This window comes from Rouxiella aceris, assembly GCF_012933545.1.
Classification (GTDB): Bacteria; Pseudomonadota; Gammaproteobacteria; order Enterobacterales; family Enterobacteriaceae; genus Rouxiella; species Rouxiella aceris.
Genome location: NZ_JAADJU010000010.1, coordinates 180500 through 206803, shown reverse-complemented (window position 1 = coordinate 206803; position 26304 = coordinate 180500). Strand labels below are relative to the sequence as shown.

Genomic DNA, 26304 nt, shown 5'->3' with positions numbered 1-26304 from the left:
TTTTAACGGCCGATACCGTTATAACCTGTATTGATTGGCTATCAGCTAATAAAATAGCTGCTTTTTCTTGCACAAGCTGACACCCTAGGGGCAATTGTGGACAGTAATGCATTGAATCTGATTACGCTAAACTTTTCGCTACCTGATGTGCTTTGCGAACCGCCAGTGGGTCCAGCGCTAAACCTTTCATCATTTTTCAGTCATAAGGGAATCGGATGATTTATTCCGAAACACTAAAACATGTCATGAATGTCAGTGCCTTAGCACTTGTCCTCGGGGCGACATTCACCGCACCAGTTCGTGCCGATGAGGCCTGGCTACGCGCCTGTGCCAATCCTAAAACCGCCGAAGGGTGTCAGTTACCTTTCCAGCAGGGGTTGGCGGCCGTGCAAATGGGTTCCAGCCGCGAAGCGCAGGGCCTGTGGGGTTATATCGATACTTCGGGCCATATGGCGATTGAACCGGCCTATCGTCAGGCGCGTGGCTTTGCCAATGACCTGGCAGCGGTCAAAAAAGATGATCTGTTTGGCTATATAGATGCAAAGGGCAATATGGCGATCCCGCCACGCTTTACCCAGGCCAGCGATTTTAACGCTCAGGGTACCGCGCTGGTGGTTACCGATAACCGTCTGGCGCTGATTGACCGTCAGGGCGCGGTGATCAAGACCCTGCCTTTTGCCGCTGCCCTTGATTCTGCCGGTTTTCTGCCAGGGCAGCCATTGGCCAGTGTGCAAATGCAAATTTCTCCGGCGCTATGGAATGCCGACAGCGGACGTTCGCTGGCGCTGCCAGATGATGTAATGAACCTTGATGAGCCTCAATCGGGGCTGATCCCGGCGCAACAGCGCGATACAGCACAAAGCGGCTTTTGGGGATATCTCGACGACAGTGGCCAATGGGCGATTGATCCGATCAAGCTGAAAACGCGCAACGAACCGCTGCTTAATGGCGATGTGCTGGCGGTAAAAGGCAAAAGTGGCTGGGGCTTCCTCGATCGCGACGGGGTGAGCCTGAGCAAAGAACAGTATAAATCGGTAAAAGCATTAAGTTCAGGCAGTTGGCTGGTGGTCGATGCCAATAATGTGCAGCAACTGCTGAACAACAAGCTGGAAAAACTCCAGGATATTCCCGCTGAGCAGGCGGATAATTTCCACCCCTGGGGAACGGGTGTGGTGGGCAGTGGCGATAAAGGCGTAGTGATCATCACCGCCGACAATCGAGTGATTGATATTAAGGTCAACAAGCCACAATTATTAAAACAGAACGATCATTTATGGATAGCCCAGACGCATAGCGCAGAAGATAAAAGCGCACAGCTGGTGCAAATTTATGACCATAACGGTGTCGCGCTGTTAACCCAGGCTACCCTGGCCGCGCTGAATGACTATAAAGTGCAGCCTCTTGATGTGCGTAATCTCGATGACAATACCCCGTCCGCGCAACCTGCGGGCCTGCCGTGGGCGCTGCTAACCCCTGGCGACAGCAAAAAAATGCCGTCTGTTTTAACTGACCAGGGGACGATTTTTTCCGATCCACAATGGTCGGCTATCGTGGCACCGACGCGTCGTGGTCCGCTATTGGTAAAAACCCAAAATGGCCTGATGGGGGCGGTAGACGCCAGCGGCCAGTGGTTGATCCAGCCAAAATTCAAACAAATTACCCCGTTCGACGGTCCTTATACCTGGGCCAGCGTGGTCGACGACAAAAACGTTGAAAGCCGCAAGCTGATTGATACTCAGGGTAATATTGTCGATGTGCCGACGCGTATTCTGCAAACCACCCAGGCATTTTCCGGTTCCAGCCTGCTGTACACCACCGGCGAGGGGGATGCTCGTCGCTGGGGCGTGTGGAATATCGAAACCAACAGTGCTCAGGTAGCCGCGCAGTTTACTCAGCTTGAATCCTTCCGCGACGGTTTTGCGCTGGCAAAAGTTGATGCCGGCTGGGGGGTTATCGACGACAAAGGACGATGGGCGATCGTGCCGGACGCCGGACGTAGCGGCAAACCGCAATACGTGGGCGAGAATATTTATGTCATTGCCGACAGCGATCAGCCTGGTGAGCGTGGTGAGGGTAACAACCGCTATAGCTTGTTCAGCGCAGAAACCGGCCAGCCTCTGGCCAGTGACCTGCTGAATAATCCGCAAAAAGTCGGCGACCGCCATTGGCTGATCCAGCCTGCCGACGGTGGCGTTGCGTTGATCGATGACGCCGGGCGCGCAGTGGTTGGCAAGGATATCGTTCCGGAATCGATAGCCATTGATGGCAGTTGGGTATTGCTGCATTTTGGCCCGCACTTTGGTGCCATCAACAGCCAGGGTGACTGGCAGATTGCGCCAGTTTATTCTGCCGCATTGAATTTTATCGCCCCGCAAAACTGGGCCAGCGCGGTCAGCGACAAACATATCACGCTGATTGACGAAAATGGCCTGGTGCCCTTGCCGGATAAAGCGGCGGCACAACCCTTGGCCTCACTGGATCGTGTGGTGATGAATGATGACCATACCGGCGAAACTGTTCTTTATGATACCCAGGGCAATGAAGTTCAGCGTTATGCCGGTCTTAACAGCATTGCTGCAGAGCAGTCGAGTGAAGGCCAGGTGCCTTTACGCGGCAGCAACGGTCTGTATGGCTTTATTGATGCCAATGGCAAGCCATTGACCGGCAGCTATTTTACCCAGTTGGGCGCGATGAAAAACAGTCGGGCGAAAGCGGTCAAAATGGATACTTACGGTGCGCAAATCGGGTATATCAACAATGAGGGCAGCTTTACACTGTTGCCTAAATTCGATTGGGCGACGGATTTCAGTGAGCAGCGTGCCTGGGTAGCGGCAAAAGGGCTGGTCCAGATGATCACGCCAACTGGAGACGTTCAGGCACAAATACCGCTCAGGTGTAACCAGCGGGTGATCCTGGATGGCAAAGGAAAACAACTGTGGCCAGCCAAGACGGTGAGCTGTGGCAATTCTGCCCAGAATGGAGGTGCACAATGAAACGGCTGACCACCACCCGCCTTAGTTATGCCATTCGCCAGGTGATTACCGCCAGCGCGGCTTGCAGCCTGCTGTCTCTGGCGCTGCCGGTACAAGCGGAAAGCAGCACAGCCTGTTTTACTGCCTCTTCCGTTAGCGATGCCGGCCAGCGGGCGCTGCTGGCCTTGCCGGCGACCCAGAACCTGTGTATCCGTGCGGTACATGAAGGTCGTGCCGCCGTATTGTTACCCGATGCCCGCCAGGCGATCGATGATGTTGCTTTGGCTCCGGCAATGAGTGGCCACCGCTGGGGTTTTCTCGATAACCATGGACAACTGGTGATCAAACCGGTGTTTGAGCAGGTAGGGGATTATCACTATGGCTTGGCTGCGGCAAAACAGCAGGGCAAATGGGGATATATCGATACTACCGGCAACTGGGCAATCCCGCCGACGTTTGACAAGGCCGGTTCCTTTACCCTGGCTGAGCTGGCGGTGGTCACGACCGCCGGTAAAGCCGAAATCATCAACCGCAAAGGCCAGACAGTCGGCAAGCCGCTTGATGAACTGGTTGATGATGTCAGCCTGAGTGACGGTAATCCCGCTCGTCTGGCGCTGAGTTACAAGACAGTGCTGCTGTCTCCCGACGATCATCGTCATGTCGCCAGCGACAAGATGGAAGTGGTACAGCCTTTCGGCCAAAGCGATATGTTTATTGCTCGTGATGTCGATAAAGGATTTGGTATCGCCGATCAAAACCTGGCCTGGCGTTTGACGCCGCAGTTTAGCGCCATCACTCTCAGCGATCGTAATGAGATGCTGGCCATGGCCAAGAGTCAGGACGGGATTCAGCTTATCCGCGCGGATGGTACTCTGGTTGAGCAGATTTACCCGTCGGTCAAGGCACTCAATGGTCAGTTCTGGCTGGCGAAAACGGCGGATAAAAACAGTCTGCTGGACAACAGCGGCAGTGAAGTGGCGTCATTAAGCGAAGCCGCCGTTGCCGGGTTGACGGTTCAGGGCGATTTCTTGCTCGATAACAGCGGCAAAGAGAGTCTAACTGTTTATATCCCCGGTAAAAAACAACCCCAGTCGCTGCCTAAAGACAGCGTGCCTTTCGATCAGCCCACCGGCGGTTTTCTGTTAACCACCAAAGGTGATCAGCATAAGGTCAACGCCATTATCACCCCTGGCGGTAATGTATTGGGGGGATATCAACCGGCAAGTTGGTTGGCACAGGTGAATAACGCCGAGGTGATCAATGGCCGTTTGTGGTTGCATGATGACCAGGGCCAACTGATTAATATCCTCGATAACAGCGGCAAGCTGTTGTTGAGTAATAAAAATGCCTCGCTGCTCAATGATTACCGTATCCAGCCGCTGGCGTCACAGCAGCAGGACAACAGCGCACCGCTGGCGCTGGTGCGCCCGGATCCCGATCAGGCTAAACCTGGTGCCGGATTTATTCGCGCCGATGGCAGCGTGCAACTGGAAAACAAATGGCAGGATATCCAGCCCGCCGACAGCAGTGAAGCGGCGCAAGGCGGGAATGCCCAGCAGTTTATTGTCAAAACTATCCAGGGCACCGGGGTGATAGATGCTCAGGGCAAGATCCTTATCCCACTGACGGAAGATAATATCGCGCCTTTTGTGCATGGCTACGCGTTTGATTATCTCGACGGCAAGCTGACTGTCATTGATGCCAACGGCAAGCACTATGCTTTACCCGATGTATTTACCATGCAGTCGCTGGGCAACGGTTGGTTCCGTTTCCGCGAGACGGCCAAAGAGGGGGCGCTGTGGGGGATCTACGACGTTATCAATCAAAAAGTGATAGCGCCGCCGAGTTATCTCGCGGTGGGGACCTATGCTAACGGCCTGGCCAATGTGCAACTGCCAAACAGCCTGTGGGGCATTATCAATGCCGACGGCAAGCCGCTGGTGGAAGCCAAATATGCCAACGTGCGTCGCATCAACAATGCCCTTTGGCAGCTCGGTATGCCAGTGGCATCGGCAGATCAACCGGCTTCGTCAGCAGCCTCTGAAATTATTGCCAATGACGGCAAGGTGCGTATCGAATTAACGCCGGACCTGAATGTGAACCAGTTTAACGACGGACGTATTCTGGCCACCTCAGGTGAGGGGCAGTCATGGCTGTTGAACGTGCAGGGTGATATCGAGCTGCATGAACAGCAAACCAAAATCAGCGCCGTCGGTGACTGGGTCAAACTGTCCCGCCAGCCGCAGATTGGATACCTGAATGCGCAAGGCAACTGGCAGATTGCCCCGCAGGTATTGCCAGGCACTGCTTTTGTCAATGGACGGGCGTTGCGCATTCAGCCACAGGGCACCGAACTTATCGATGACAAGGGCGTACGTGTTGCCGCAATGCCTGATGGAAACTGGTTATTGCCTGCCAACAGCGATATGTCAGTCTCCTATGATGCGCAGGACGGTAACCCGACTACGCGCTATGTGGATAACAGCGGCAAACTGGCGATCACCTTGCCAGGGGTTGGCAGCCGTATGCTGGCCGGTCAGGCGGTAATGGCGCTGGCCGATGGCAATAAAACCTGGATTGACGCTCAGGGACACCCAACGCCAGAGGTCAACTATCGCGACTTGGGCCTGGTTGTCGGCGGGCTGGCATTTGCCCGCATTGGTCAGGAGTATGGCTATATCGACGCCAAGGGCAGCTTTGTGATACCGCCGGTCTACAATGCGGTTTCTGCTTTTGACAGCGGCGTAGCCATTGTCTCTACAACACAGATGTCGATGATGCTCGACAGCAGCGGCAAACCTTTGGCTCGCGTAGGTCGCGAATGTGGCATCCAGGTGTTGTACGGCAGTGGCAATATACGTCAGTGGCCGCAAACCATGCCGGTAAAATGTACTGCGCAACCTTAGTCGAATTGGCGTTGCAGTTAAAGTCAGCAGAGGGGCGTTTTTAGCGCCTCTTTTTTTTATTTTTGGGCTCTGCTTTTCATAAAATACTTAAGATTTCATGCTAATGTTTATTCAGTAGGCATTGGATCTCGATCAAATAAAAAGGATAAATTATGATTCCTCAAGTCCCGCTAAAATACAGAGCTGCAGAGCGTTGGTCTTTTGGTGACAACGAGGCTCAGGCTGACGATTTGGCGCAAAAGGTTATCGACGGCACTAAAACGGCAACCTGCGCGAATATCGATGATGAAGGTACACCGGTAGTGGGTGAAGTTTATGTTGTGGTAGATGGGAGGAATAATCCGGTTTGCGCAGTACAGCTCACAGAAGTGAAACAGGTACCTTTTGATCTGGTTACCGAACAGCATGCATGGGATGAAGGGGAAGGCGACCGGTCACTCAAATTCTGGCGCGAAGAACATCAACGTTTTTTTGAAGAGTACGAGATGTTTGCCCCGGATATGCCATTATTATTGATAAAATTCATTATGGTTGAAGCATTCTGATAGTTACCGCCGGGCCTGTCTCTCGCGACAGGCCCGCTATCTCTTATTGTTTGCTCTGATGTTGACGAGAAGAAGACCCATGCAGTCAGCTGCCCGTAAAGCGCCTTTGTTATCCCCTCTCGATATTCCGTATTACAGCCAATGGGAATCCCCCGCTTTAGCCGCCAGCATCCTTAGCGGAGAAACTGCGTTGCAGGATATAGCTGACTGGCCTGCATCGGGCGCGGCTAGCCAAGCCGAGTTTATCACCTGGGCCAATCATGTCTGCGGCATGTGCTGCCTTAAAATGGCGTTGGCGGCCACCCGTAATGACGTTATTCCTATACTCACGCTGACCCGACGCAGTTTGCCTTATGGGGCGTATGTACAAGAAGGGGAGTCTATTCGCGGGCTGATCTATGCGCCCTTTGTTGAATTCTTAAAACAGGAGCTGGATATTGCGGCACAGGTCAGAGTGGAACTGACGGCGGCGGATCTTGCTACCGAGCTTGCGCAGCACCAATTTTTTATTGCTTCGGTCCATCCTGGCATTCGCCAGCCGGAGATTTTGCCGCCACGCACCGGTGGACATCTGGTGCTGGTAAGCGCCAGCGAACAGGGGATCATCACCTTTCATAACCCTTCGGGCGACAACACGTCCACGCAGTCCTATGTTCAGTTGCCTGTGGCACAGTTTGAGCGTTTTTTTGCCGGGCGCGGTATCGCGCTAATGCCCTATGGCGAGATGGCGAGTGAAGGCATAAAAAAACCTGCGCGCCTCGGATAGCGGCAGGTTAATTGCGCAGCCAATAATGGCCGCAAAGCGATGCGCCTGCTACTCAAGACGCATAATCCACTCATCCTCCTGAGAGTCATATTTTTCCTTGTATAACACGGAGTGTCTGCCATCCAACACGGCCGGGACACTGACATTTTCATCCCAGGCATCTAGCTGCATACATAAGTCGGGATCGGATTTACAAGGTATGTGCACTTTGCCACCCCCCTTGGCTTCCGGTGAAGACAGCTGGGCATCATCAATTTCAAAACTGCCAATGCGAATACTGGATTTCCCCATAAAAGACTCCTTTGCTAAGTAAATCGGGAGGTATGACCAGTCAGGCCATTTTATGAGGATAGTCGATAGCACAAAAAGTGCCAATTGATGGCGCCGACCAGCGGTCGGCGCGCCGGGGAGTCAATCGTTGTGCAGTCGCGGTGAGACTGGCATGGTATTGATTTGATTACGGCCATTATTTTTAGACAGATAGAGCGCTTCGTCCGCTGCGCTGACAATATCTGAATGATCTTCAATTTCCGGGTCTTCCAGAGGGCAATAGGTTGCCAGCCCCATACTGATAGTGACTTTGTTAAACTCACTAAAATTATGCTTGATGCCCAGCGTCTCAATCGCCCGCATAATATGTTCTGCCACTACCCAGGCACCTGGCTGATCGGTATCGGGCAAAATGGCAGCGAATTCTTCGCCGCCAAAGCGGGTGACAACGTCGGTGTTGCGCTTCAGCGCCTTGCGCAGCGTTCTGGCGACCAGACGCAGACAGGCGTCACCGGATAAATGTCCGTAGTGGTCGTTAAAATTCTTGAAGTAATCGATATCAATCATCACCACCGTCAGCGGCGTCATATTGCGCCGGGAGCGCATAAACTCATGATTGAGCACTTTTTTGAATTCGCGACGGTTGGGCAATTTGGTCAGGGAGTCGGTGCGCGCCTGAATTTCCAGACGACGGTTGGCCTTGAGTAGTTTTAACTCCAGCAATTTACGCTCATGCACGTCTTCGGCGGTGCCGTACCAACGCTGGATGCTGCCTTCCGGGGAATAGCTGGCGGCAGCACGAATACGCATCCAGTTCCACCCGCGGTCAACGTGGCAGAAACGCACCTCAATATCCAGCGGAGCACCGGTTTTCAGACACTGTTCCCAGACTTCAATGGCGCCGCGGCGATCTTCGGCATGAATGCTTTGGATCCATTTATCCGCCAAAATATCCTGACGCGTCATGCCGGTAATACGCTGAAAGCGTGAGCTGACGTCGTTGAGCATCCCCTTGGGATCTGCTGTCCACGGGATCTGCGGATTGAGCTCAACCATATTACGGTAGTGCTCCTGGCTTTCCCGCAGGGCGCGCTCCATGCGTTTCATACTGGTGATATCAATCATGGCCACCGAAAGGCCGCTTACCTGACCCTGGACATCATAGGCAGCTTTAATACGTATAAAGAAAATCTGGCTATGGCCGGGCATATTAAATTCTTTGTCCGGCGTAAGTTCATGCCGCTGCGCCAATTCCAGAGCATTATTTAACAATGGTGACAGGCCGGGAATAAATACTGCAACTTTACGGCCTATCGCCTCATAAGCCTGCAGGCCGATAATCGCCGCCATGGCATCATTGACCGTAACAAAGCGCATATGCAGGTCAATAAAACACAACCCCACGGGCGCGTTGGAATAAATGGTTTCAAGCTGGAACAAACGCTGACCAGGTGCCTGGTCGAGGGTGGTCAAATTCCGATCGATGCCGCGATAACCGCGGAATTCGCCCTCACTGTCAAACAGGGGGACGCCGCTGGTTTCAAGGATCACTTCGCTGCCGTCAGCACGGACATTGCGATTGAGTAAACCACCAAAAGGTGCGCGACGTGCAACAATGGCAGCAAATTGCTCGCCTACACGTTTTGCCTCATCAGGGGGCATAAAATCGAACGGGGTTTTGCCAATCACTTCTTCAGGCGGCACGCCCAGAAATTCTATGCATTTATTGGATGAGAAAACATAGCGGCCTTGTGTATCTACTTCCCAGATCCAGTCTGAATTATTGTCGATAATATCGCGCAGACTGGCCATTTCTCGAAGGAGGTTACCATCCGCTGATTGGGACTTCATTTCATCCGACATGATATTTCTCCAACTGGCAAGACTTTACTCAAAATCACGGGTTAATGTTTCTTATCAGGACAGGATCCATCACCAGCTTGTCACTGATACCCGTCGTACTTAAAGCTGCAGCCATATTTGCTACGCTCGCTCTTCCGAATCATTGACTTGAGAACTGCTATTTGCTGCACACTTGCAGCGCCCATGCACGGGTTTTGTAATGCGCCTCATGATACATGGGCACCTAAGAATATTCCTACTTATAATTTGATGATTTCATCCGGATAATATAAATAAATATCACCTTTTGCTGACCGCCAATTTTTTTTCAGTTCTTTGAGGTTAACACTGACTTCCCGCACGAAAAAACAAACTTTTCAAGCTGATAGATGTACACAACCGGGCCTGTGCAGCAAAACAGGCTAATTAACGCATGAAACTCATCTTTTTGCTCAATAATTTCGCATAATTTTTTGAACCCTTTGGTGTAAATTTTTTAAGTATTCTGCAGGGTAAAGCATTAACACGATGATTATTGGCTAAAATTGATAAGTTTTGCTACTTGGTTGTGTATTTTTTTACCAAACTATTGCCGGAAATATAAACAAAATTTAAACGAAAACTAAAAAAATGGCGAGCCTGCAAGCCAGACTCACCACCGAGTATTGCTGGTCTGGTGCCAACTGCCGCGTGGGCATGGTCACCAGAGCAGACGATTAGTTTTTAGGGATCGCGGTTCCCCAGTCCTGCCAGTTTTTCGGCTCTTCCGACATCAGCAAGAAGTGTCGTCCGCTGGCGGCTTTTGGTGCCACCGGGATGGTTGGCGGCGTGGCAAAGGCAATGCCGCCACGAATAAATTGCTGGAAGGTGCCGCTCTTAAAGCTGCCACCGGTCAGACCAAATTGCAGGTTATAACCGGACGCCAGCCAGAATACCGTATTGTCACGCACCAGATATTGATACTTTTTACTGATACGCAGCGAGACATTGACCCGATCGGCCATCTCACCCAGACGGAAGGCGGTAACGGTACCCACTTCAATCCCGCGGAACAACACCGGTGTGCCTATTTGCAATGAGCCGACTTCCGAGGCATCGACCATAATCGCCAGGCCATCGGTATAGCGTGAATCGGTGATGGTGGCGGTTTGCAAATCGAAGATGCGATTTTCTGGTCCTTTACCCGCCTCAACGTTGATATACGGCTGGAGCAGGGTATCGAGATTTTGCACCCCTGCGGCCGAAATCTCCGGCGAAACTATCGAGAATCGCGTACCTTGACGGGCAAAGGTAACGACATACTCGGGATAGAGCACCGCTTTGGCCGCCACTTGATTAAGCTGCGGATCCAGTTTCAGCGATTCGACCTGCCCAATGGTGATCCCCAGATAGCGGATAGGCATACCCGGCGAAATTTTACTGGCGTCGTAGGTATTGAGTGTGATCTGACTGCCTACGGCGCGAGCGGCGGTTTCGTTATTGTAGAGTACGCGTTTGCTGCCTTTGATATATGACACGCCCTCGATATTGTCGAAACTGATAGCGCCTTTTAATGCCCGATCGAGGGGGGAGGCCTGAACGGTAAGCCCGCTGCCATTGAGCTGTACTTTTGCGCCGCCTTCGGCCCAGAAAATGGTTTTTGGCGTCAGCAGATTGCGATATTCAGGACTGATATAAACATCGACCTCAAACTCATTGGCTTTGGGACGCACATTGACAATCTGTCCCACCTGGAATTTGCGGTACAGCACAATCGAACCGCTCTGTATATCTGGCAGGCTTTTGGCCACCAGCGTCAGGGTCGAAGTGGGCTTGTCGCCTTTAATCCCTTCCGCCGCCTTGTCCGCATTGCTATACAGCGGGTATTGGCCGGAAGCCTCGCCTTTATTGCCAGGCAAGACCTTAATGCCGCCGTCGATCCACTCCTGCGCACTAGCACCCAGCACTTCCATACCGTCGATGCCCAGTTTGACATCAACGCGGCTGTTGACCACAAACTTGCTGTCTTGATGCAGCAGCTGTTTGTACTGCGACTTGACGGCAATGTTAAAGACAATCCCCTGTTCGGTGAGGGTACGATCCAGCACCTGGCCAATAACCATGCCGTTAAGCAGCACCGGTTGACCGGCATCAATGCCATAGCTTTGCGGTGCCATCAGTTGCAGCTTCAGCACCCCGGGGTCCTGTAACAGGCGCAGATTGCTGTCGAGCACGATAAAGTGCTTCTCCGGTGTGCCATCGCCCGGTAACAACTCCAGCGTATTACCGGTTAACAGTTGACTGATTTTGGCATTGTTAAGGCTGATTTTCGGACTGTTCATTTCGATGCGCGTACCGCTGCGCATCATATCGAGCACCGAAGGGTCGACGGTCAATTTGCCGGTAACCTTATTATCGGGTTGTAAAGTAATACGGGTCAGGGTACCGACCTGCAGGCCCTGATACATCAGGGGGGTATGCCCCTCGCTCAGGCCATCGCCGTTTGGTAAATCGAGATCGATTTCCACTCCGCGCTGACTTTGTGCCAAATCGGGATAGAGCTCATAGGATTGCTCGGCGGCGGCCGGGTTGCCATCTTTTGGCGAGTCGATGGCAATGGCACCGTTGACCAGGGCGGCCAGGCTTTCCATCTCGACTTTGACGCCACTAAGGCTAAAGTCGCCTTTAAAGCCGGAGACGTTCCAGAAACGACTATTGTCTTTCACCAGGTGGGCGAAGCGCTTGTCGATCAGTACATCAATGGTCACGCCATTGTTACCGGCTTCAATATCATAGTCATACACTTTGCCGATGGGTATTTTGCGATAATAGACCACCGATCCGGTACTCAGTGAGCCCAAATCGCGGGCATGTAAATGCACCATCAATTCACCGGTGTTCAGCCGGTATTTAGGCTGGGTGTCGAGGGCGGTGAAATGGTCTTTCTCTTTACCGGTGCCTGGCATCATACCGATATAGTTACCGCCAACCAGCGCATCCAGCCCGGAAATCCCCGCCAGTGAGGCTTTGGGCGTCACCAGCCAGAATTGTGTGCCTTCGCGCAACGAATCCTTGAGATCGCTTTTGATGCTGATCTTGACCATGATGGTGCGCAGATCCTGACTGAGGTTTATCGACTGCACGGTGCCAACCTCAACCCCCTGGTAACGTACCGGGGTTCTGCCCGCGACTATGCCGGCCGCCGACTGGAAGTCAATGGTGACGGTGGTGCCGCGCTCCTGATAGTTGCTGTAGATAAGCCAGCCGGCAATCAGCAGGGCGATAAACGGCAAAAGCCAAAAGGGAGAAATCCGACGGCGGTGCTTCACCCGCGCTTCAGTCGGTATATTCGATGTGTCCTGTTGCATGTGCATCCCAAATCAAGCGGCTGTCCAGCCATTCAACGGCCAGAATAGTCAGTATCACGGCAGAGCCAAAGTAAAAAGCGGCCGGACCCATGGTAAAAGAAAGCAATTGGTCGCGATTGACCAATGACATCATTAACGAAATCACAAATAAATCCAGCATCGACCAGCGACCAATCCAGGTGACCAGGCGCAGCAGGCGAATACGGGTTTTCAAGCCCTGATTGGCTTTGAAATGAATGCTTAATAGCAGCGTGAGTAACACCACGACTTTGGTAAAAGGCACCAGCACGCTGGCGACAAAGACCACGCCGGCAATCGGCAGGTTGCCGGAGGTGGCCAGTGATACCACCCCGGAAAAAATGGTGTCGTTCAGTCGTTGTCCATTGGCGTAGATAATGGATATTGGCAGTAAATTGGCCGGGATCAGCAAAATAATGGCCGAAATCAATGCCGCCCAGGTTTTTTGCAAACTGTATTTATAACGGTAGGTCATGGGAACATGGCAACGCGGGCAGCGCCCGTGAGGGTCGGCGTTGCCGGTATATTTGCATGACAGACAGAGCACCAGCGACGACGGCGCGCCTTTCGGCGGGCGCTGCGGGTAGAACTCTTCCCACAGTTGTTCAATATTGAGATTGATTAAGGTCAGCGTGACAAGGATAGTCATGGTGATATAGGCAATCAGTGCGATGCCGACGTCAATATCGGCATACTCCTTGACCTTGATGCAGGCCACGGCCATGCCGATCAGATAAATATCCAGCATCACCCAATCTTTCAGGCGATCGAGCATTAGCAGCACCGGTTTGAGGTTCATCCCCAGCTTGCTGCCAAAATGCAGATAAAGAATTGAGCAGACCAGGGTCAAGGGGGCGCCAATGGTGCAAAAGGCCACCATGCTGGCGGTCAGCGGCGACCCCTGACTCGACATCTGCAAAATACCCTCAAACAGGCTGGCATCAATGCGGGTACCCAACAAACGGATACTGATAAGTGGTTCCGAATAGGCGAACGGCATCAACACCAAAATACTGATGGCGATAACAATCAGACGCGGCAAAGAACAGACCCGACCTTTCTCAACCTTGCTATTGCATCTTGGGCAATGCGCAGTCTGGGTCCTGAGCAATGGCGGCAGGATGAAAAGGTAGTCGCATTCGCTACAGCGCTGGTAGCGCTTTTGCGGCAGCGGGCCTGATAGTGTGCGTATTTTCATAGGACCTGTAAGCAAAATGACCTGCAATAAAAACGGTGGCTGTTTATCTTAAATAGCAGACATTTTTTTTATCTGACACGGTTAGCGCCAAGAAGGTCAGGATTTTTAGTTAAAATAACGTATCATGCGAACGGCAGAACATACATTGTAGGCCAGTCTTTTTGAAGTCACATAGGAATAACCTTGTCGAGATAGGCATTTAATGCTTATTTTATAGTGGCTAAGCATGCAAAATATCGGTCTACCCTTGGGTTTTAATGGTTACAACATGACGAAAGAAGCATTCTACACGGAATTAAAACGTGACCTGAACGCGTTAATCGCTGGGGAAAACAATTTTATTGCCACACTGTCCAACGTCAGTGCCCTGCTGTATGAGCGTCTTGAGGGCGTGAACTGGGCAGGTTTTTACCTGATGGATGGCACCTCGCTGGTTCTGGGTCCGTTCCAGGGCAAAATTGCCTGTGTGCGTATTCCGGTAGGTAAAGGCGTCTGCGGAACAGCGGTGGCTGAGAACGCGGTACAGCGCATTGGCGATGTACATGCGTTTCCCGGACATATTGCCTGCGATGCGTCCAGTAACGCGGAAATTGTCTTGCCGATTACTGTGTCAGGTCAGGTGATAGGTGTTTTAGATATCGATAGCACTATTTATCAACGCTTCGATGAAGCGGATGAAAAAGGGCTAACAGAATTAGTAGCCGGGCTTTGCCAGCACCTGGAAAACAGTGAAGCTGCAAAATATGTCAAGACGATCGCAAGTTGATCGACGGATAACGTAGCATTTACGGACGGGGTCATTATAATGACGCCTGTTCATGCCTGCGCCGGTTGGCAAACCCGTTGTAATCAGGAAATTTCATGGAAAATCAACCTAAGTTGAACAGCAGTAAAGAAGTCATCGCCTTTTTGGCAGAGCGTTTCCCGCTTTGCTTTAGCGCCGAAGGTGAAGCGCGCCCATTAAAGATCGGTATCTTTCAGGATCTGGTAGAGCGCGTTCAAGGCGAAGAGAATTTGAGCAAAACCCAGTTGCGCTCGGCTCTGCGTCTGTATACCTCAAGTTGGCGTTATCTGTATGGCGTTAAAGTTGGCGCTCAGCGCGTTGACCTTGACGGTAATGCTTGTGGTGTTCTCGAAGAACAACACGTTGAGCACGCCCGTAAACAATTGGAAGAAGCGAAAGCCCGAGTTCAGGCACAACGTGCAGAACAACAGGCCAAGCGTCGCGAAGCTAACGGTGAAACTGCCGAGCCGCGTCGCCCACGTCCGGCAGCAAAAAAACCTGCTCCGCGTCGTGAAAATGCGCCTGCCGCTGTTACTGGTCAAGAAAATCGCAAACCGCGCACACCTCGTCCAGTACGTGAGGTGAGCCAACCGCGTCAGGTGCCAGTTACAGATATCACCAAACTGCAAATTGGCCAGGAAATCAAAGTCAGAGCAGGGAAAAGTGCTATGGACGCTACCGTTTTGGAAATTGCAAAAGACGGCGTTCGTGTGCAACTCTCTTCGGGTCTGGCGATGATCGTACGCGCAGAACACTTGCAGTTCTGATACGGAGGCCAACTCAGGCATGAACAAATTTGTCAGATTAAGCGTAATTGCGGGTCTGCTTTTAACGGGAACGGGTCTGGTTAACACCGGCTTTGCGAATGAAAGTGCACCGGTCACTCTCAGTCAACTCCCGCAATTGGCACAAGAACCGCAAGACGCAACGGTAAGTGAGCGTGTTACCGCACGCTTTACCCGTTCTCATTATCGTCAATTCGATCTTAATGCGGATTTTTCAGGGAAGATCTTCGATCGCTACCTGAATATGCTCGATAATAGCCATAACGTGTTTATGGCTGCCGACGTTGCCCAGTTCGCCGACAAACGCGCGACGCTGGGAGAAGAGCTGAAATCCGGCCAATTGGTCACGCCTTATGCCTTGTACAACCTGGCGCAAAAGCGTCGCTTTGAGCGCTATCAATATGCTCTGAGCGTGCTTGAACGTCCGATGGATTTTAACGGCAACGATTCAATCAATCTCAATCGCACCAAGGCGCCATGGCCGAAAGATGCCACGGAGTTGGATCAACTCTGGGATCAGAAAGTCAAATATGACGAGCTGAACCTGAAACTGACCGGTAAAAACGATCAGGAGATCCGCGATATTCTCGGTAAACGTTATCGCTTTGCCATGAAGCGTCTTACGCAAAGTAACAGCGAAGATGTTTTCCAGCAGGTGATGAATGCGTTTGCGCATGAAATTGACCCGCATACCAATTATCTGTCTCCGCGTAATACCGAGCAGTTCAATACCGAAATGAGCCTTTCTCTGGAAGGTATCGGTGCAGTATTGCAAGGTGATGATGACTATACGGTGATCAACTCAATGGTAGCGGGTGGCCCGGCGGCCAAAAGCAAATCCATTGCGGTGGGCGATCGTATTGTCGGCGTTGGTCAGACCGGTAAACCTGTGGTGGATGTTATAGGTTGGCGTCTGGATGACGTTGTTGCGCTGATTAAAGGACCGAAAGGCAGTAAAGTTCGCCTGGAAGTTTTGCCAGCGGGCAAGGGAACCAAAACCCGGACCGTGACGCTGACGCGCGAGAAAATTCGTCTGGAAGATCGTGCTGTCAAGATGACCATCAAAAAAGTCGGCAATGACAAAGTTGCCGTGATGGATATTCCCGGCTTCTACGTTGGCCTGACTGATGATGTAAAAGTTCAGCTGCAAAAAATGGCTAAACAGAACGTCAATAGTCTGGTGATCGATCTGCGTACCAACGGCGGGGGCGCGCTCACTGAGGCGGTTTCTCTGTCGGGACTGTTCTTCCCAAGTGGTCCGGTGGTGCAGGTGCGTGATAACAATGGCCGCATTCGTCAGGATAGCGATACCGATGGCGTTGTCTATTACAAAGGTCCGCTGGTGGTGTTGGTTGACCGCTATAGCGCCTCGGCTTCCGAGATCTTTGCTGCTGCCATGCAGGATTATGGCCGTGCGCTGATTGTTGGTGAACCGACCTTTGGTAAAGGCACTGTTCAGCAATATCGCTCACTGAATCGTATTTACGATCAGATGCTGCGTCCTGAATGGCCGGCTTTGGGTTCTGTGCAATATACCATCCAGAAATTCTATCGAATTAACGGTGGCAGCACGCAGCGCAAAGGCGTAACACCGGATATCGTGATGCCAACCGGGGTCATTGATAATCAGGTCGGTGAAAGGTTTGAAGACAATGCCATGCCTTGGGACAGTATTAATGCTGCCACTTATACCAAGACCGGCGATATCAAACCCTTCCTTCCCGAGCTGCTTAAAGCCCATGAAGAGCGGATTGCCAAGGATCCTGAGTTCCAGTATATCAATCAGGATATTGCCAAGTTTAATGCCAACAAGGACAAGCGCGACATCGTTTCTCTCAATTACGCCCAGCGTGATAAAGAAGACAAAACCGACGATGCCACTCGCTTGACCCGTCTCAATGAGCGCTTTAAACGTGAAGGCAAAAAGCCGATCAAATCTCTCGATGATTTAGCGAAAGATTATGTGGCGCCGGATCCTTATCTTGATGAAGCCGATAACATTGCTATTGATCTGTCCCGACTTGATAAAAGCCAGGATGCTCCTGCCAAATAAGGTTGGCGCGCAATAGTCGTGTAAGCAAAATAAAATAGCGTACTTCGGTGCGCTATTTTTTTTGCCTGACTTAAGCAGGCTGCAGCAGAGCGCAGCAATATTTGCCAGGCTAATGTGAAATAAAACGCGTCAAAATGTAAAGTATTGTGAATTACGCGCTTCGGCCGGCTTGATCACTTGAATCCTGACGGGAAGCCCATAGGATCTAAATGTCCTGCCGTGCTATGACGGTATTATTTTAACAACAATGAGGAAGTAGAAAGTTTATGATGCGTATCGCGTTGTTCCTGTTAACCAACCTGGCCGTTATGGTGGTTTTTGGACTGGTGCTCAGTCTGACAGGCATCCGTTCAAGTAGCGCAATGGGGTTGATGATTATGGCCGGGCTGTTCGGCTTTGGTGGCGCCTTTGTCTCGTTGCTGATGTCTAAATGGATGGCATTACGCTCGGTGGGTGGTGAGGTGATTGAGCAGCCGCGTAATGAGACCGAACGCTGGCTGGTTAATGTGGTGAGCCGCCAGGCGCAGCAGGCAGGTATTGCCATGCCGCAGGTGGCCATTTATCACGCCCCGGATATCAATGCCTTTGCCACCGGTGCCCGTCGTAATGCCTCGCTGGTCGCGGTAAGTACCGGCCTGTTGCAGAGCATGAGCCAGGATGAAGCAGAAGCCGTTATTGCCCATGAAATCAGTCATATTGCCAATGGTGATATGGTCACCATGACGCTGATCCAGGGGATTGTGAACACCTTTGTTATTTTTGTCTCCCGTCTGTTGGCACAAATTGCCGCCGGATTTATGTCCGGTGACCGCGAAGATGGCGAGAGCAGCAATGGCAACCCAATGATCTACTTTTTGGTTTCTATGGTCCTGGAACTGGTATTTGGTATTCTGGCCAGCATCATCACCATGTGGTTCTCGCGTCACCGCGAATTTTATGCCGACGCCGGTTCAGCCAAACTGGTTGGCCGCGAGAAGATGATCGCCGCATTGCAGCGTTTAAAAACCAGCCATGAGCCTCAGGAAGCGGGCAGCATGATGGCGTTTTGTATCAACGGCAAGTCCAAAACCTTTAGCGAACTTTTTATGTCGCATCCGCCGCTGGACAAACGTATTGAAGCCTTACGCACCGGTGAATATCTGAAATAATCTTTTAGTTCATCAAAAAAAGCCCGGCAATCTCTGCAGATGCCGGGCTTTTTTGTTTGTGGCGTTTGGTAAAAACCTAATGCTTAACGGTGGTTTTTGCTGCCGCCTGACTGGCGGTTTTTTGCGTCATACGCAGCAGGCTGATAATGGCACCGCCCACCGCCAGCGTACCTGCGAGGATCAGTGAAGCATGGGTACCGTGGCTGGCAAACAGGTTAAACATCAGGGCGACCATCGCCGCGCCGGTGGTTTGCCCCAAGAGCCGTGCAGTACCCAGCAAACCGCTGGCACCCCCGCTGCGACTGCGCGGTGCCGATGACACTATTGTATGGTTGTTCGGCGACTGGAACAGACCAAAACCGGCACCGCATAACAGCATGCGCCAGATAATATTTAAGTGTGAAGGCTCCGTGGGCAACAGCGCCAGGGAATAGAGGCCACAGGCAAAGATCGCCAGGCCAATACCCCCGAGCATCCCGGCGTGATAACGCTCAACCAGACGTCCGGAGATCGGTGCCATCACCATGGTCGCCAGCGGCCAAGGCGTTAGCAGCAGACCGGTAGAGACGGCATCAAGACCCAGGGTGTTTTGTAAAAAGAACGGCAGTGAGACAAAGGCCAGCATCTGCGCGGCAAACGAACACATTGAAGTGCATAGCGACAGGGTAAAAATAGGAATACGCAGCAAGTCTACCGGCAAAAGTGGGGAAGGGCGCGACAGTTGACGGCGAATAAAGAACCAGCCCACCACCACCATCACCAGCACTTCCAGCAGGATCAGCCGGTGATCCTGCCCTTGCGCATAGCCGCTAATTGCGCTGATCAACAGACCAAAGGTCAGGGCATTCATCAGGCTACTGACGATATCAAAACGCTGACCCGGGACTTTATTGGTGTTAGCAGGCAAAAATTTTAAACCGAGAATAAAAGCCATCATGCCAATGGGCAAATTGATAGCAAACAGCCATTGCCACGAGGCTACCGACAGCACGGCTGCCGCTACAGTCGGTCCGGCAGCGGAAGAGACCGCCACAATAAGGGCATTAATGCCCATTCCTCGCCCCAAAAAACGTTGTGGGTAAATAATGCGCACCATCGCCACGTTGACACTCATGATTGCCGCCGCACCAAAGCCTTGCAACACACGGGCAGTGGTCAGCGTCAGCAGCGAGTCGGAGAGGGCACAAGCCAGAGAGGTGATGCTAAACACCAGCAAACCGATCTGGTAGATACGGCGATAACCAAAGATTTCCCCCAGTGAGGCCAGCGAGAGCAACGAGATGGTAATAGCAAGCTGGTAAGCGTTGACCACCCACACCGATGCCGCAGGGCTGGCATGCAGGTCGGCAGCAATGGTTGGTAAGGCGACGTTGGCAATGGCACCGTCTAAAACAGCAACGGTGATCCCCAGGGCAATGGTCAGGATGGCGCCATAACGTTGTGGTATTGGCAGGCCGTCATTAATTGTGGTTGTCATATCTGATAGTCAGCATTGAGCTAATAAGTTTGGGGAATATTATCATGCTAACTACCGGGGTCAGAATGTACAGCTAATACCACAAGCGCTTTAATTGTAAGCAGAGTTAACAATTTCCTGACGGCAAGGCCTGCGAACAGGTTCAAATCCTCAGAAATGCCGTTCCATTTTTTATGAAACAAACAAAGTATCCGTTGATTAATTATGAAATAATAGTCAAAACAAAATACAAACAGGTAAGAGACTATGGCTATCGCAGATCTTGATAAGCAACCGGATTCCGTTTCCTCAGTATTGAAAGTGTTTGGTATTTTACAGGCTTTGGGTGATGAGCGAGAGATCGGCATCACTGAGCTTTCACAGCGTGTGATGATGTCCAAAAGCACGGTATATCGTTTTTTACAGACGATGAAATCTCTCGGCTATGTTGACCAGGAAGGCGATTCGGAGAAATATTCTTTGACGCTGAAACTGTTTGAGCTGGGGGCCAAGGCGCTGCAAAACGTCGATCTGATCCGCAGCGCGGATATCCAGATGCGTGAGCTGTCCCGTCTGACGCGGGAAACCATTCATTTGGGGGCGCTGGATGAAGACGGTATTGTTTACATCCATAAAATTGACTCGATGTATAACCTGCGCATGCATTCGCGTATTGGTCGTCGTAATCCGTTGCATAGCACGGCGATTGGTAAAGTGCTGCTGGCCTGGAGCGAGTCTAATGAAGTTGAGGCGCTGCTGGCCGAGATGCAGTTTACCCGCAGTACCGAAAACACCTTGCTGGATGCCGCTTCTTTGCGCAAGGCGCTGCAGCAGGTTCATGAGCAGGGTTATGGTGAAGATAACGAAGAGCAGGAACAGGGATTACGCTGTATTGCCGTCCCGGTTTTTGATCGTTTTGGCGTGGTTGTCGCCGGTTTGAGTATCTCTTTTCCGACTATCCGTTTTTCCGAAGAGGCCAAACAAGACTACGTAGCGATGCTGCATACTGCGGCGCGTAATATCTCGCTGCAGCTGGGCTTCCATCAATACCCGTTCTAGAACGCTATCTCGGCCATACAGACCACTCTGTTATCAAAGACAGGCGAAGCCCAAAGCTTCGCCTGTCTTATTGCTGCGCCGTTAGCGGTGTGCCAACTCGGCATGCTGTGCTTCATTCATCACTTGTTTGTCGGTAAGGCCCAGCAATTGGCTGGTAATGGTACCGGCAGTCATTGAGCCACTGACGTTAAGCGCGGTGCGCCCCATATCGATCAAGGGTTCAATCGAGATCAGCAGCGCCACCAGCGTGACGGGCAGGCCCATGGCCGGCAGCACAATCAGTGCAGCAAAGGTCGCGCCACCGCCAACACCGGCGACGCCCGCCGAGCTTAGCGTCACAATACCCACCAGCGTGGCGATCCACATAGGATCAAACGGGTTAATACCGACGGTGGGTGCCACCATTACTGCCAGCATGGTCGGATAAAGACCGGCGCAGCCATTTTGGCCAATCGTGGCCCCAAATGAAGCGGCAAAACTGGCAATTGACTCGGGAATGCCCAAACGAAGGGTTTGTGCCTCGACGCTCAGCGGAATAGTGGCGGCGCTGGAACGGCTGGTAAAGGCAAAAGTCAGCACCGGCCATACCTTGCGGAAGAAGCGGGCAGGATTGACCCCGGTAAATGACAGCAACAACGCGTGGACGGCGAACATAATAGCCAGTCCCAGGTAGGACGCCACCACAAAACTGCCGAGGTTGATGATGTCATGGATATTGGAACCGGCCACCACTTTGGTCATCAGCGCCAACACACCATAGGGGGTCAGTTTCATCACCAGACGTACCAGCTTCATTACCCAGGACTGCAGGATATCGATAAAAGCCAGCACTTTCGGGCCTTTTTCGGCGTCATCTTTTACCAGTTGCAGCGCAGCGACGCCCACAAAGGCGGCAAAAATCACCACGCTGATAATAGAGGTCGGGCTGGCACCGGTCAGATCGGCAAAGGGGTTTTTCGGAATAAATGACAGCAACATCTGCGGGACCGTCAGGTCGGCGACTTTACCGACATAATTGCTCTGAATGGCGGCCAGGCGTGCGGTCTCTTGTGTTCCCTGCACCAACCCAGCGGCGGTCAGGCCAAAGAGTTTGGTAACAAAGACACCAACCAGTGCGGCAATCAAAGTGGTAAACAGCAGGGTGCCGATGGTCAGGAAACTGATTTTACCCAATGACGAGGCATTGTGCAGACGGGCGACCGCGCTGAGAATAGACACAAATACCAGCGGCATAACAATCATTTGCAGTAGCTGGACGTAGCCATTGCCGACAATATTAAACCAGGTGATAGAGGTCTTGAGTACGGCGCTGTCCGGGCCATAAATAAATTGCAAAATCAGACCAAATACCACGCCGACAATTAAGCCAGCCAAAACCTTTTTTGCCAGACTCCATTTTGTATGACGGGTTTGCGCCAATAGCAAAAGGAGAGCAACGAAGACCACTACGTTGAGGACGAGCGGAAGATTCATAGCCAAAACTCCAGAAATAACTCGAAATTAGAGGAAAATGCTACCTTAAACGGGGGGCACCAATGTATTACGCTGCACATAGATTATCAGATCATATCAGCGGGTTATTATAACCAAAAAGAATTGTTTATTACTTTATGCCGCTTAGTGGTGGTGTTTTGTGCGATTCGTCTGATCTTCCAGCATCTTCAAGTTAAATATTTCAAAATAAGGCTTAGGCGGTGCGGATTAATCGCGTCGATGATTGGCGTCCAGTTGGGCCAAAATAGCGTCAGACCAACCAGTAGCAGGCAGAATGTTCTTTCCAACTGATTGCCTTTCTGGCTATTGAGCAGCGGCAGGCGGAAACGCCAGCGGCAGGGCCACAGCAGGGGAACGCCAGCAGGTGTCAGCATATCGGCCAAGATATGGCTAAGATAGCCGATTACCATTCCGTGCAGCGCGTCAACCGGGATCACCCAGTCTGGAGGGATACGGCTACGCAACAGAAACACACCAGCGGCAACCGCCAGTAAACTGTGGGTAAAACCGCGGTGTCCACAAAGACGGGCAATGGGCTGGGAGATCCACTTTAATCGTTGCCCAAGAATAGATTTGGGATGGTCAATATCGGGCAGCAGCGAAGTCAGCAGCGACGCCGGGATAATATGCCACCAGTCGCCGTGAGCCAGCTCAGGTGAAAGTTGTGCTTTTTTGGCAAAGACTGCGCAAGCAATAGAAAAAATGAGGTGACCTTCCGCAGTCATAATGCATCCGAACCGAATAACTGTTATTTTATCCAGTATAGATGAAAGGGCCTTTTTGCGGAAGGTGTTACCCTGTAACTATTTGTCAATGACTTGATAAATAAGTTAATAATTGTATTTTTGTGACAGTGTCATGTCTGTTTTGCCTCAACGGGCTAGCCATCCGCCGTCTACGGCAAGAGTATAGCCATTGACATAATCGGAGGCGGCCGAGGCGAGAAAAACCACCGGCCCCATAATATCTTGCTGTTCGCCCCAGCGACCGGCGGGAATACGGTCCAGAATTTGCTGGCTGCGGTCTTCATCTGCACGCAGTTGTTCAGTATTGTTGGTTACCATATAGCCGGGGGCAATGGCGTTGACGTTGATATTATATTTTGCCCATTCGTTTGCCAACAGGCGAGTCAGACCCATTACAGCGCTTTTCGACGCGGTATAAGAGGGGACGCGGATCCCGCCCTGATAGGAGAGCATGGAGGCGATGTTAATAATCTTGCCACCGGCACCCTGTTTGATAAATTGTTTGGCAACCGCCTGCGCCAGAAAGAACAAGGACTTGCTATTGAGATCCATTACCTCGTCCCAGTCTTTTTCGCTAAAGTTCAGCGCGTCTTCGCGGCGAATAATCCCGGCATTGTTCACCAGAATATCAATATGCCCCAGCTCGCTGACTGCGCTGGCAATCAGTTGCGGGATTGGCTCAATACTGGTCAGATCGGCGCGTAAATCAAGAAAACGACGCCCAAGTGCCTGTATGCGATCGGCGGTTTCATGTGGTGCCGAGCGGTTAACGCCGACAATATCGCAGCCCGCCTGCGCCAACCCGATAGCCATACCTTGACCCAATCCGGTATTACAGCCGGTGACCAGTGCGACTTTCCCTTTTAAATCAAAACTATTCAGCACCATCATTGACTCTCTTATCACCGGCACAACGCCATTGTGGTCGGCGTTGCGCCTGGGTGTATGCAAAAAAACGACTATCTCAGTGCGCTGACGGCCACATGATCCATATCATCGAATACCTGGTTTTCGCCCACCATGCCCCAGATAAAGGTATAGCGTTTGGTACCCACGCCAGCGTGGATTGACCAACTGGGAGAAATCACCGCCTGCTCGTTGTGTACCAGCAGATGGCGGGTTTCCTGCGGTTGCCCCATCATATGAAACACGGCGGTTTCATCATCCATATCAAAATAGAAATAAACCTCCATACGACGTTCGTGGGTATGGCAGGGCATGGTGTTCCACAGGCTACCGGCGTCAAGCTTGGTCAGCCCCATGGTTAACTGGCAGGTTTCCAACACGGCAGGTACGATAAACTTGTTAATGGTGCGACGGTTACTGGTTGCCGCATCACCCAGGGTTTGCGGAGAGGCTTCTGCCAGGGTGATTTTTTTATCCGGGAAGCGCGTGTGTGCCGGCGCACTGTTGTAATAAAACTTGGCCGGGTGTTGACTATCCACGCTGCTAAAGGCCACTTGGCGGGCACCTTTGCCGACATAAAGCGCCTCTTCATTGCCGATTTCATGGGTTTTGCCATCAACGACAATTAACCCTGGTCCGCCAATATTAATGACGCCCAGCTCACGGCGTTCAAGAAAATAACTGACCCCCAACTGCTTGCCGACTTCATCGCCTATGGTAATCACCTGGTTAATCGGCATCACACCGCCGACGATAATACGGTCGATATGGCTGTAGGTCAGGGTATAGGTATCTTCTGCAAAGATTTTTTCGATTAGAAATTCGCGGCGCAGGCCAGCGGTATCAAGTTGTTTGGCGTGATCGCTATGAATACTTTGACGGACTTGCATGTCGTTGCCTCTTTTACATAAACAGCATGGTCGGGGAAATGCCGGGGGGAGGGGGTCATCGCTGGCCGCTGTCAGTTGCTGCTGCCATCCCGGTTTATCCTGTGTGTTATGCAGCATAGAAGCATTGGTCTATGAATTCAATAAAAATGAAATGATGTTTTAATTATTTGTGGCGAGGGTCATGGTTCGCAAAATTGGCAGCAAAAAAAGCGTATATGCTCACTGCTGCCGCTAAATTTATTTTAACCCAGATGCTGTGCTGTTAACTCGCAAAGGGATGCCAGCTTGACGTCGGCCAGCGACCACCTTGGGTCATCGCTATAATGCCGGTCGGGTACCACAATCGAGCGCATACGTGCCGCCTTGGTGGCGATCATGCCGTTAAAAGAGTCTTCCAGCGTGACGCAGTCGAGGGGATCAATACCCAGCTCGGCGGCGGCTTGCAAATAGACTTCAGGATGCGGTTTGCTGTGCGGCAGTGACTCCGCCGACACCCGAACCTGAAAATAGGATTGCAGGTTAAACATCTCTAATACGCTATCAAGCATATGCAACGGGGAAGCCGAAGCGAGGCCGATTTTTAGCCCTTGTTGCTGACAAAGTTTTAACGCATCTTCGACGCCGGGCAGCAGGGGACGGCTGGCTTCGACCCGTTCAATGGTGCGGGCAATGATCCGCGCCGTCACTTCGGCTTCGCTGGCCCCTTTCCACGGCAGGATGCGAGCCCAGAGTCGAACGGTCTGATCGATACGCAGCCCAAGGGTGGATGGCAAACGATCTTTTTGCGAAATATCGACGCCCAGGCTGGCAAATACTTCCAGTTCCGACTGTGACCACAAAGGTTCTGAGTCAATCAGCAGGCCATCCATATCAAAAATCGCCGCTTGAATGGGTTTTACATCATGCATAGTTGTCACTCCCGATTACACTGAATTGTCTTGATCATAGCAGGCGCGGTTAAGCGCACGGGGCTGGGGGCAGGGCAGTACCGGTATCTTAGCGGGAAAATCGTCGTCTGGACGCGAAAAAATGAGCTGTTAAAAGATGTTAAACAAAATTTTGGGCGTCTTTCAGCAACTACAGGTAAACTGACGCTTCTAATGAGACGTCCTAACAAGG

General features: G+C 51.8%; 19 protein-coding genes. 9 read left to right on the top strand and 10 right to left on the bottom strand.

Going from position 1 to position 26304, the window contains the following annotated elements:
• Positions 1-215 precede the first annotated feature (215 nt).
• From GW590_RS18650 to GW590_RS18635, 4 genes are all read left to right on the top strand, one after another.
• Positions 216-2993 carry a WG repeat-containing protein gene (locus GW590_RS18650; protein WP_169404581.1) on the top strand — a complete coding sequence of 926 codons (2778 nt, stop codon included), beginning with the start codon at positions 216-218 and terminating at the stop codon, positions 2991-2993.
• Positions 2990-5878 carry a WG repeat-containing protein gene (locus tag GW590_RS18645; protein ID WP_169404580.1) on the top strand — a complete coding sequence of 963 codons (2889 nt, stop codon included), beginning with the start codon at positions 2990-2992 and terminating at the stop codon, positions 5876-5878. The genes GW590_RS18650 and GW590_RS18645 overlap by 4 nt, the downstream gene beginning before the upstream one ends.
• A gap of 152 nt (positions 5879-6030) precedes the next feature.
• Positions 6031-6423, top strand: coding sequence for an ASCH domain-containing protein (locus tag GW590_RS18640; RefSeq protein ID WP_169404579.1), 393 nt, complete (start codon positions 6031-6033; stop codon positions 6421-6423).
• Positions 6424-6502: 79 nt separating this feature from the next.
• Positions 6503-7189 carry a hypothetical protein gene (locus tag GW590_RS18635; protein ID WP_169404578.1) on the top strand — a complete coding sequence of 229 codons (687 nt, stop codon included), beginning with the start codon at positions 6503-6505 and terminating at the stop codon, positions 7187-7189.
• 48 nt (positions 7190-7237) lie between these two features.
• Here GW590_RS18635 and GW590_RS18630 read toward each other — a convergent pair whose 3' ends face one another.
• From GW590_RS18630 to yebS, 4 genes are all read right to left on the bottom strand, one after another.
• Positions 7238-7480, bottom strand: a complete 243-nt coding sequence (locus tag GW590_RS18630) for a DUF1480 family protein (RefSeq protein ID WP_169404577.1) — start codon at positions 7478-7480, stop codon at positions 7238-7240.
• Positions 7481-7600: 120 nt separating this feature from the next.
• Positions 7601-9322: a sensor domain-containing diguanylate cyclase gene (locus GW590_RS18625; RefSeq protein ID WP_169404576.1), complete on the bottom strand. Its 1722-nt coding sequence runs from the start codon at positions 9320-9322 to the stop codon at positions 7601-7603.
• Between the two features lie 695 nt (positions 9323-10017).
• On the bottom strand, positions 10018-12648 hold the full coding sequence (locus GW590_RS18620) for a PqiB family protein (RefSeq protein ID WP_169404575.1): 2631 nt from the start codon (positions 12646-12648) through the stop codon (positions 10018-10020).
• Positions 12617-13864 (bottom strand): membrane integrity lipid transport subunit YebS, encoded by a 1248-nt coding sequence (gene yebS / locus GW590_RS18615; RefSeq protein WP_169404574.1) that lies wholly within the window; start codon positions 13862-13864, stop codon positions 12617-12619. The genes GW590_RS18620 and yebS overlap by 32 nt, the downstream gene beginning before the upstream one ends.
• Positions 13865-14132: 268 nt before the next feature.
• Between yebS and GW590_RS18610 the strand changes: the two genes are divergently transcribed.
• The 4 genes from GW590_RS18610 to htpX all read left to right on the top strand — a co-directional run bounded on the left by GW590_RS18610 (position 14133) and on the right by htpX (position 18634).
• Positions 14133-14630: a GAF domain-containing protein gene (locus GW590_RS18610; RefSeq protein ID WP_169404604.1), complete on the top strand. Its 498-nt coding sequence runs from the start codon at positions 14133-14135 to the stop codon at positions 14628-14630.
• A gap of 95 nt (positions 14631-14725) precedes the next feature.
• Complete coding sequence (proQ, locus tag GW590_RS18605) at positions 14726-15415, top strand: RNA chaperone ProQ (protein ID WP_169404573.1); 690 nt, start codon at positions 14726-14728, stop codon at positions 15413-15415.
• 19 nt (positions 15416-15434) lie between these two features.
• Positions 15435-17486 carry a carboxy terminal-processing peptidase gene (prc, locus tag GW590_RS18600; RefSeq protein WP_169404572.1) on the top strand — a complete coding sequence of 684 codons (2052 nt, stop codon included), beginning with the start codon at positions 15435-15437 and terminating at the stop codon, positions 17484-17486.
• 266 nt (positions 17487-17752) lie between these two features.
• The gene (gene htpX / locus GW590_RS18595) at positions 17753-18634 is read left to right on the top strand and encodes a protease HtpX (RefSeq protein ID WP_169404571.1); all 882 of its coding nucleotides are present in this window, start codon (positions 17753-17755) and stop codon (positions 18632-18634) included.
• A gap of 76 nt (positions 18635-18710) precedes the next feature.
• On the opposite strand, the gene GW590_RS18590 is transcribed toward htpX, so the two are convergent.
• Complete coding sequence (locus GW590_RS18590) at positions 18711-20111, bottom strand: MFS transporter (RefSeq protein ID WP_169404570.1); 1401 nt, start codon at positions 20109-20111, stop codon at positions 18711-18713.
• Between the two features lie 246 nt (positions 20112-20357).
• On the opposite strand from GW590_RS18590, the gene kdgR reads away from it, so the two are divergent.
• Entirely contained in the window at positions 20358-21149 is a 792-nt protein-coding gene (kdgR, locus tag GW590_RS18585; RefSeq protein WP_169404569.1) for a DNA-binding transcriptional regulator KdgR, read from the top strand.
• Between the two features lie 81 nt (positions 21150-21230).
• Here kdgR and GW590_RS18580 read toward each other — a convergent pair whose 3' ends face one another.
• The 5 genes from GW590_RS18580 to hxpB form a co-directional block, all read right to left on the bottom strand.
• Positions 21231-22622 carry an L-cystine transporter gene (locus GW590_RS18580; protein WP_169404568.1) on the bottom strand — a complete coding sequence of 464 codons (1392 nt, stop codon included), beginning with the start codon at positions 22620-22622 and terminating at the stop codon, positions 21231-21233.
• Between the two features lie 188 nt (positions 22623-22810).
• The gene (locus GW590_RS18575; RefSeq protein ID WP_169404567.1) at positions 22811-23368 is read right to left on the bottom strand and encodes a metal-dependent hydrolase; all 558 of its coding nucleotides are present in this window, start codon (positions 23366-23368) and stop codon (positions 22811-22813) included.
• A gap of 147 nt (positions 23369-23515) precedes the next feature.
• Positions 23516-24277, bottom strand: a complete 762-nt coding sequence (kduD, locus tag GW590_RS18570; RefSeq protein ID WP_169404603.1) for a 2-dehydro-3-deoxy-D-gluconate 5-dehydrogenase KduD — start codon at positions 24275-24277, stop codon at positions 23516-23518.
• A gap of 71 nt (positions 24278-24348) precedes the next feature.
• Positions 24349-25185, bottom strand: a complete 837-nt coding sequence (kduI, locus tag GW590_RS18565) for a 5-dehydro-4-deoxy-D-glucuronate isomerase (protein WP_169404566.1) — start codon at positions 25183-25185, stop codon at positions 24349-24351.
• Positions 25186-25427: 242 nt separating this feature from the next.
• Entirely contained in the window at positions 25428-26093 is a 666-nt protein-coding gene (hxpB, locus tag GW590_RS18560; RefSeq protein ID WP_169404565.1) for a hexitol phosphatase HxpB, read from the bottom strand.
• Positions 26094-26304: the final 211 nt, after the last annotated feature.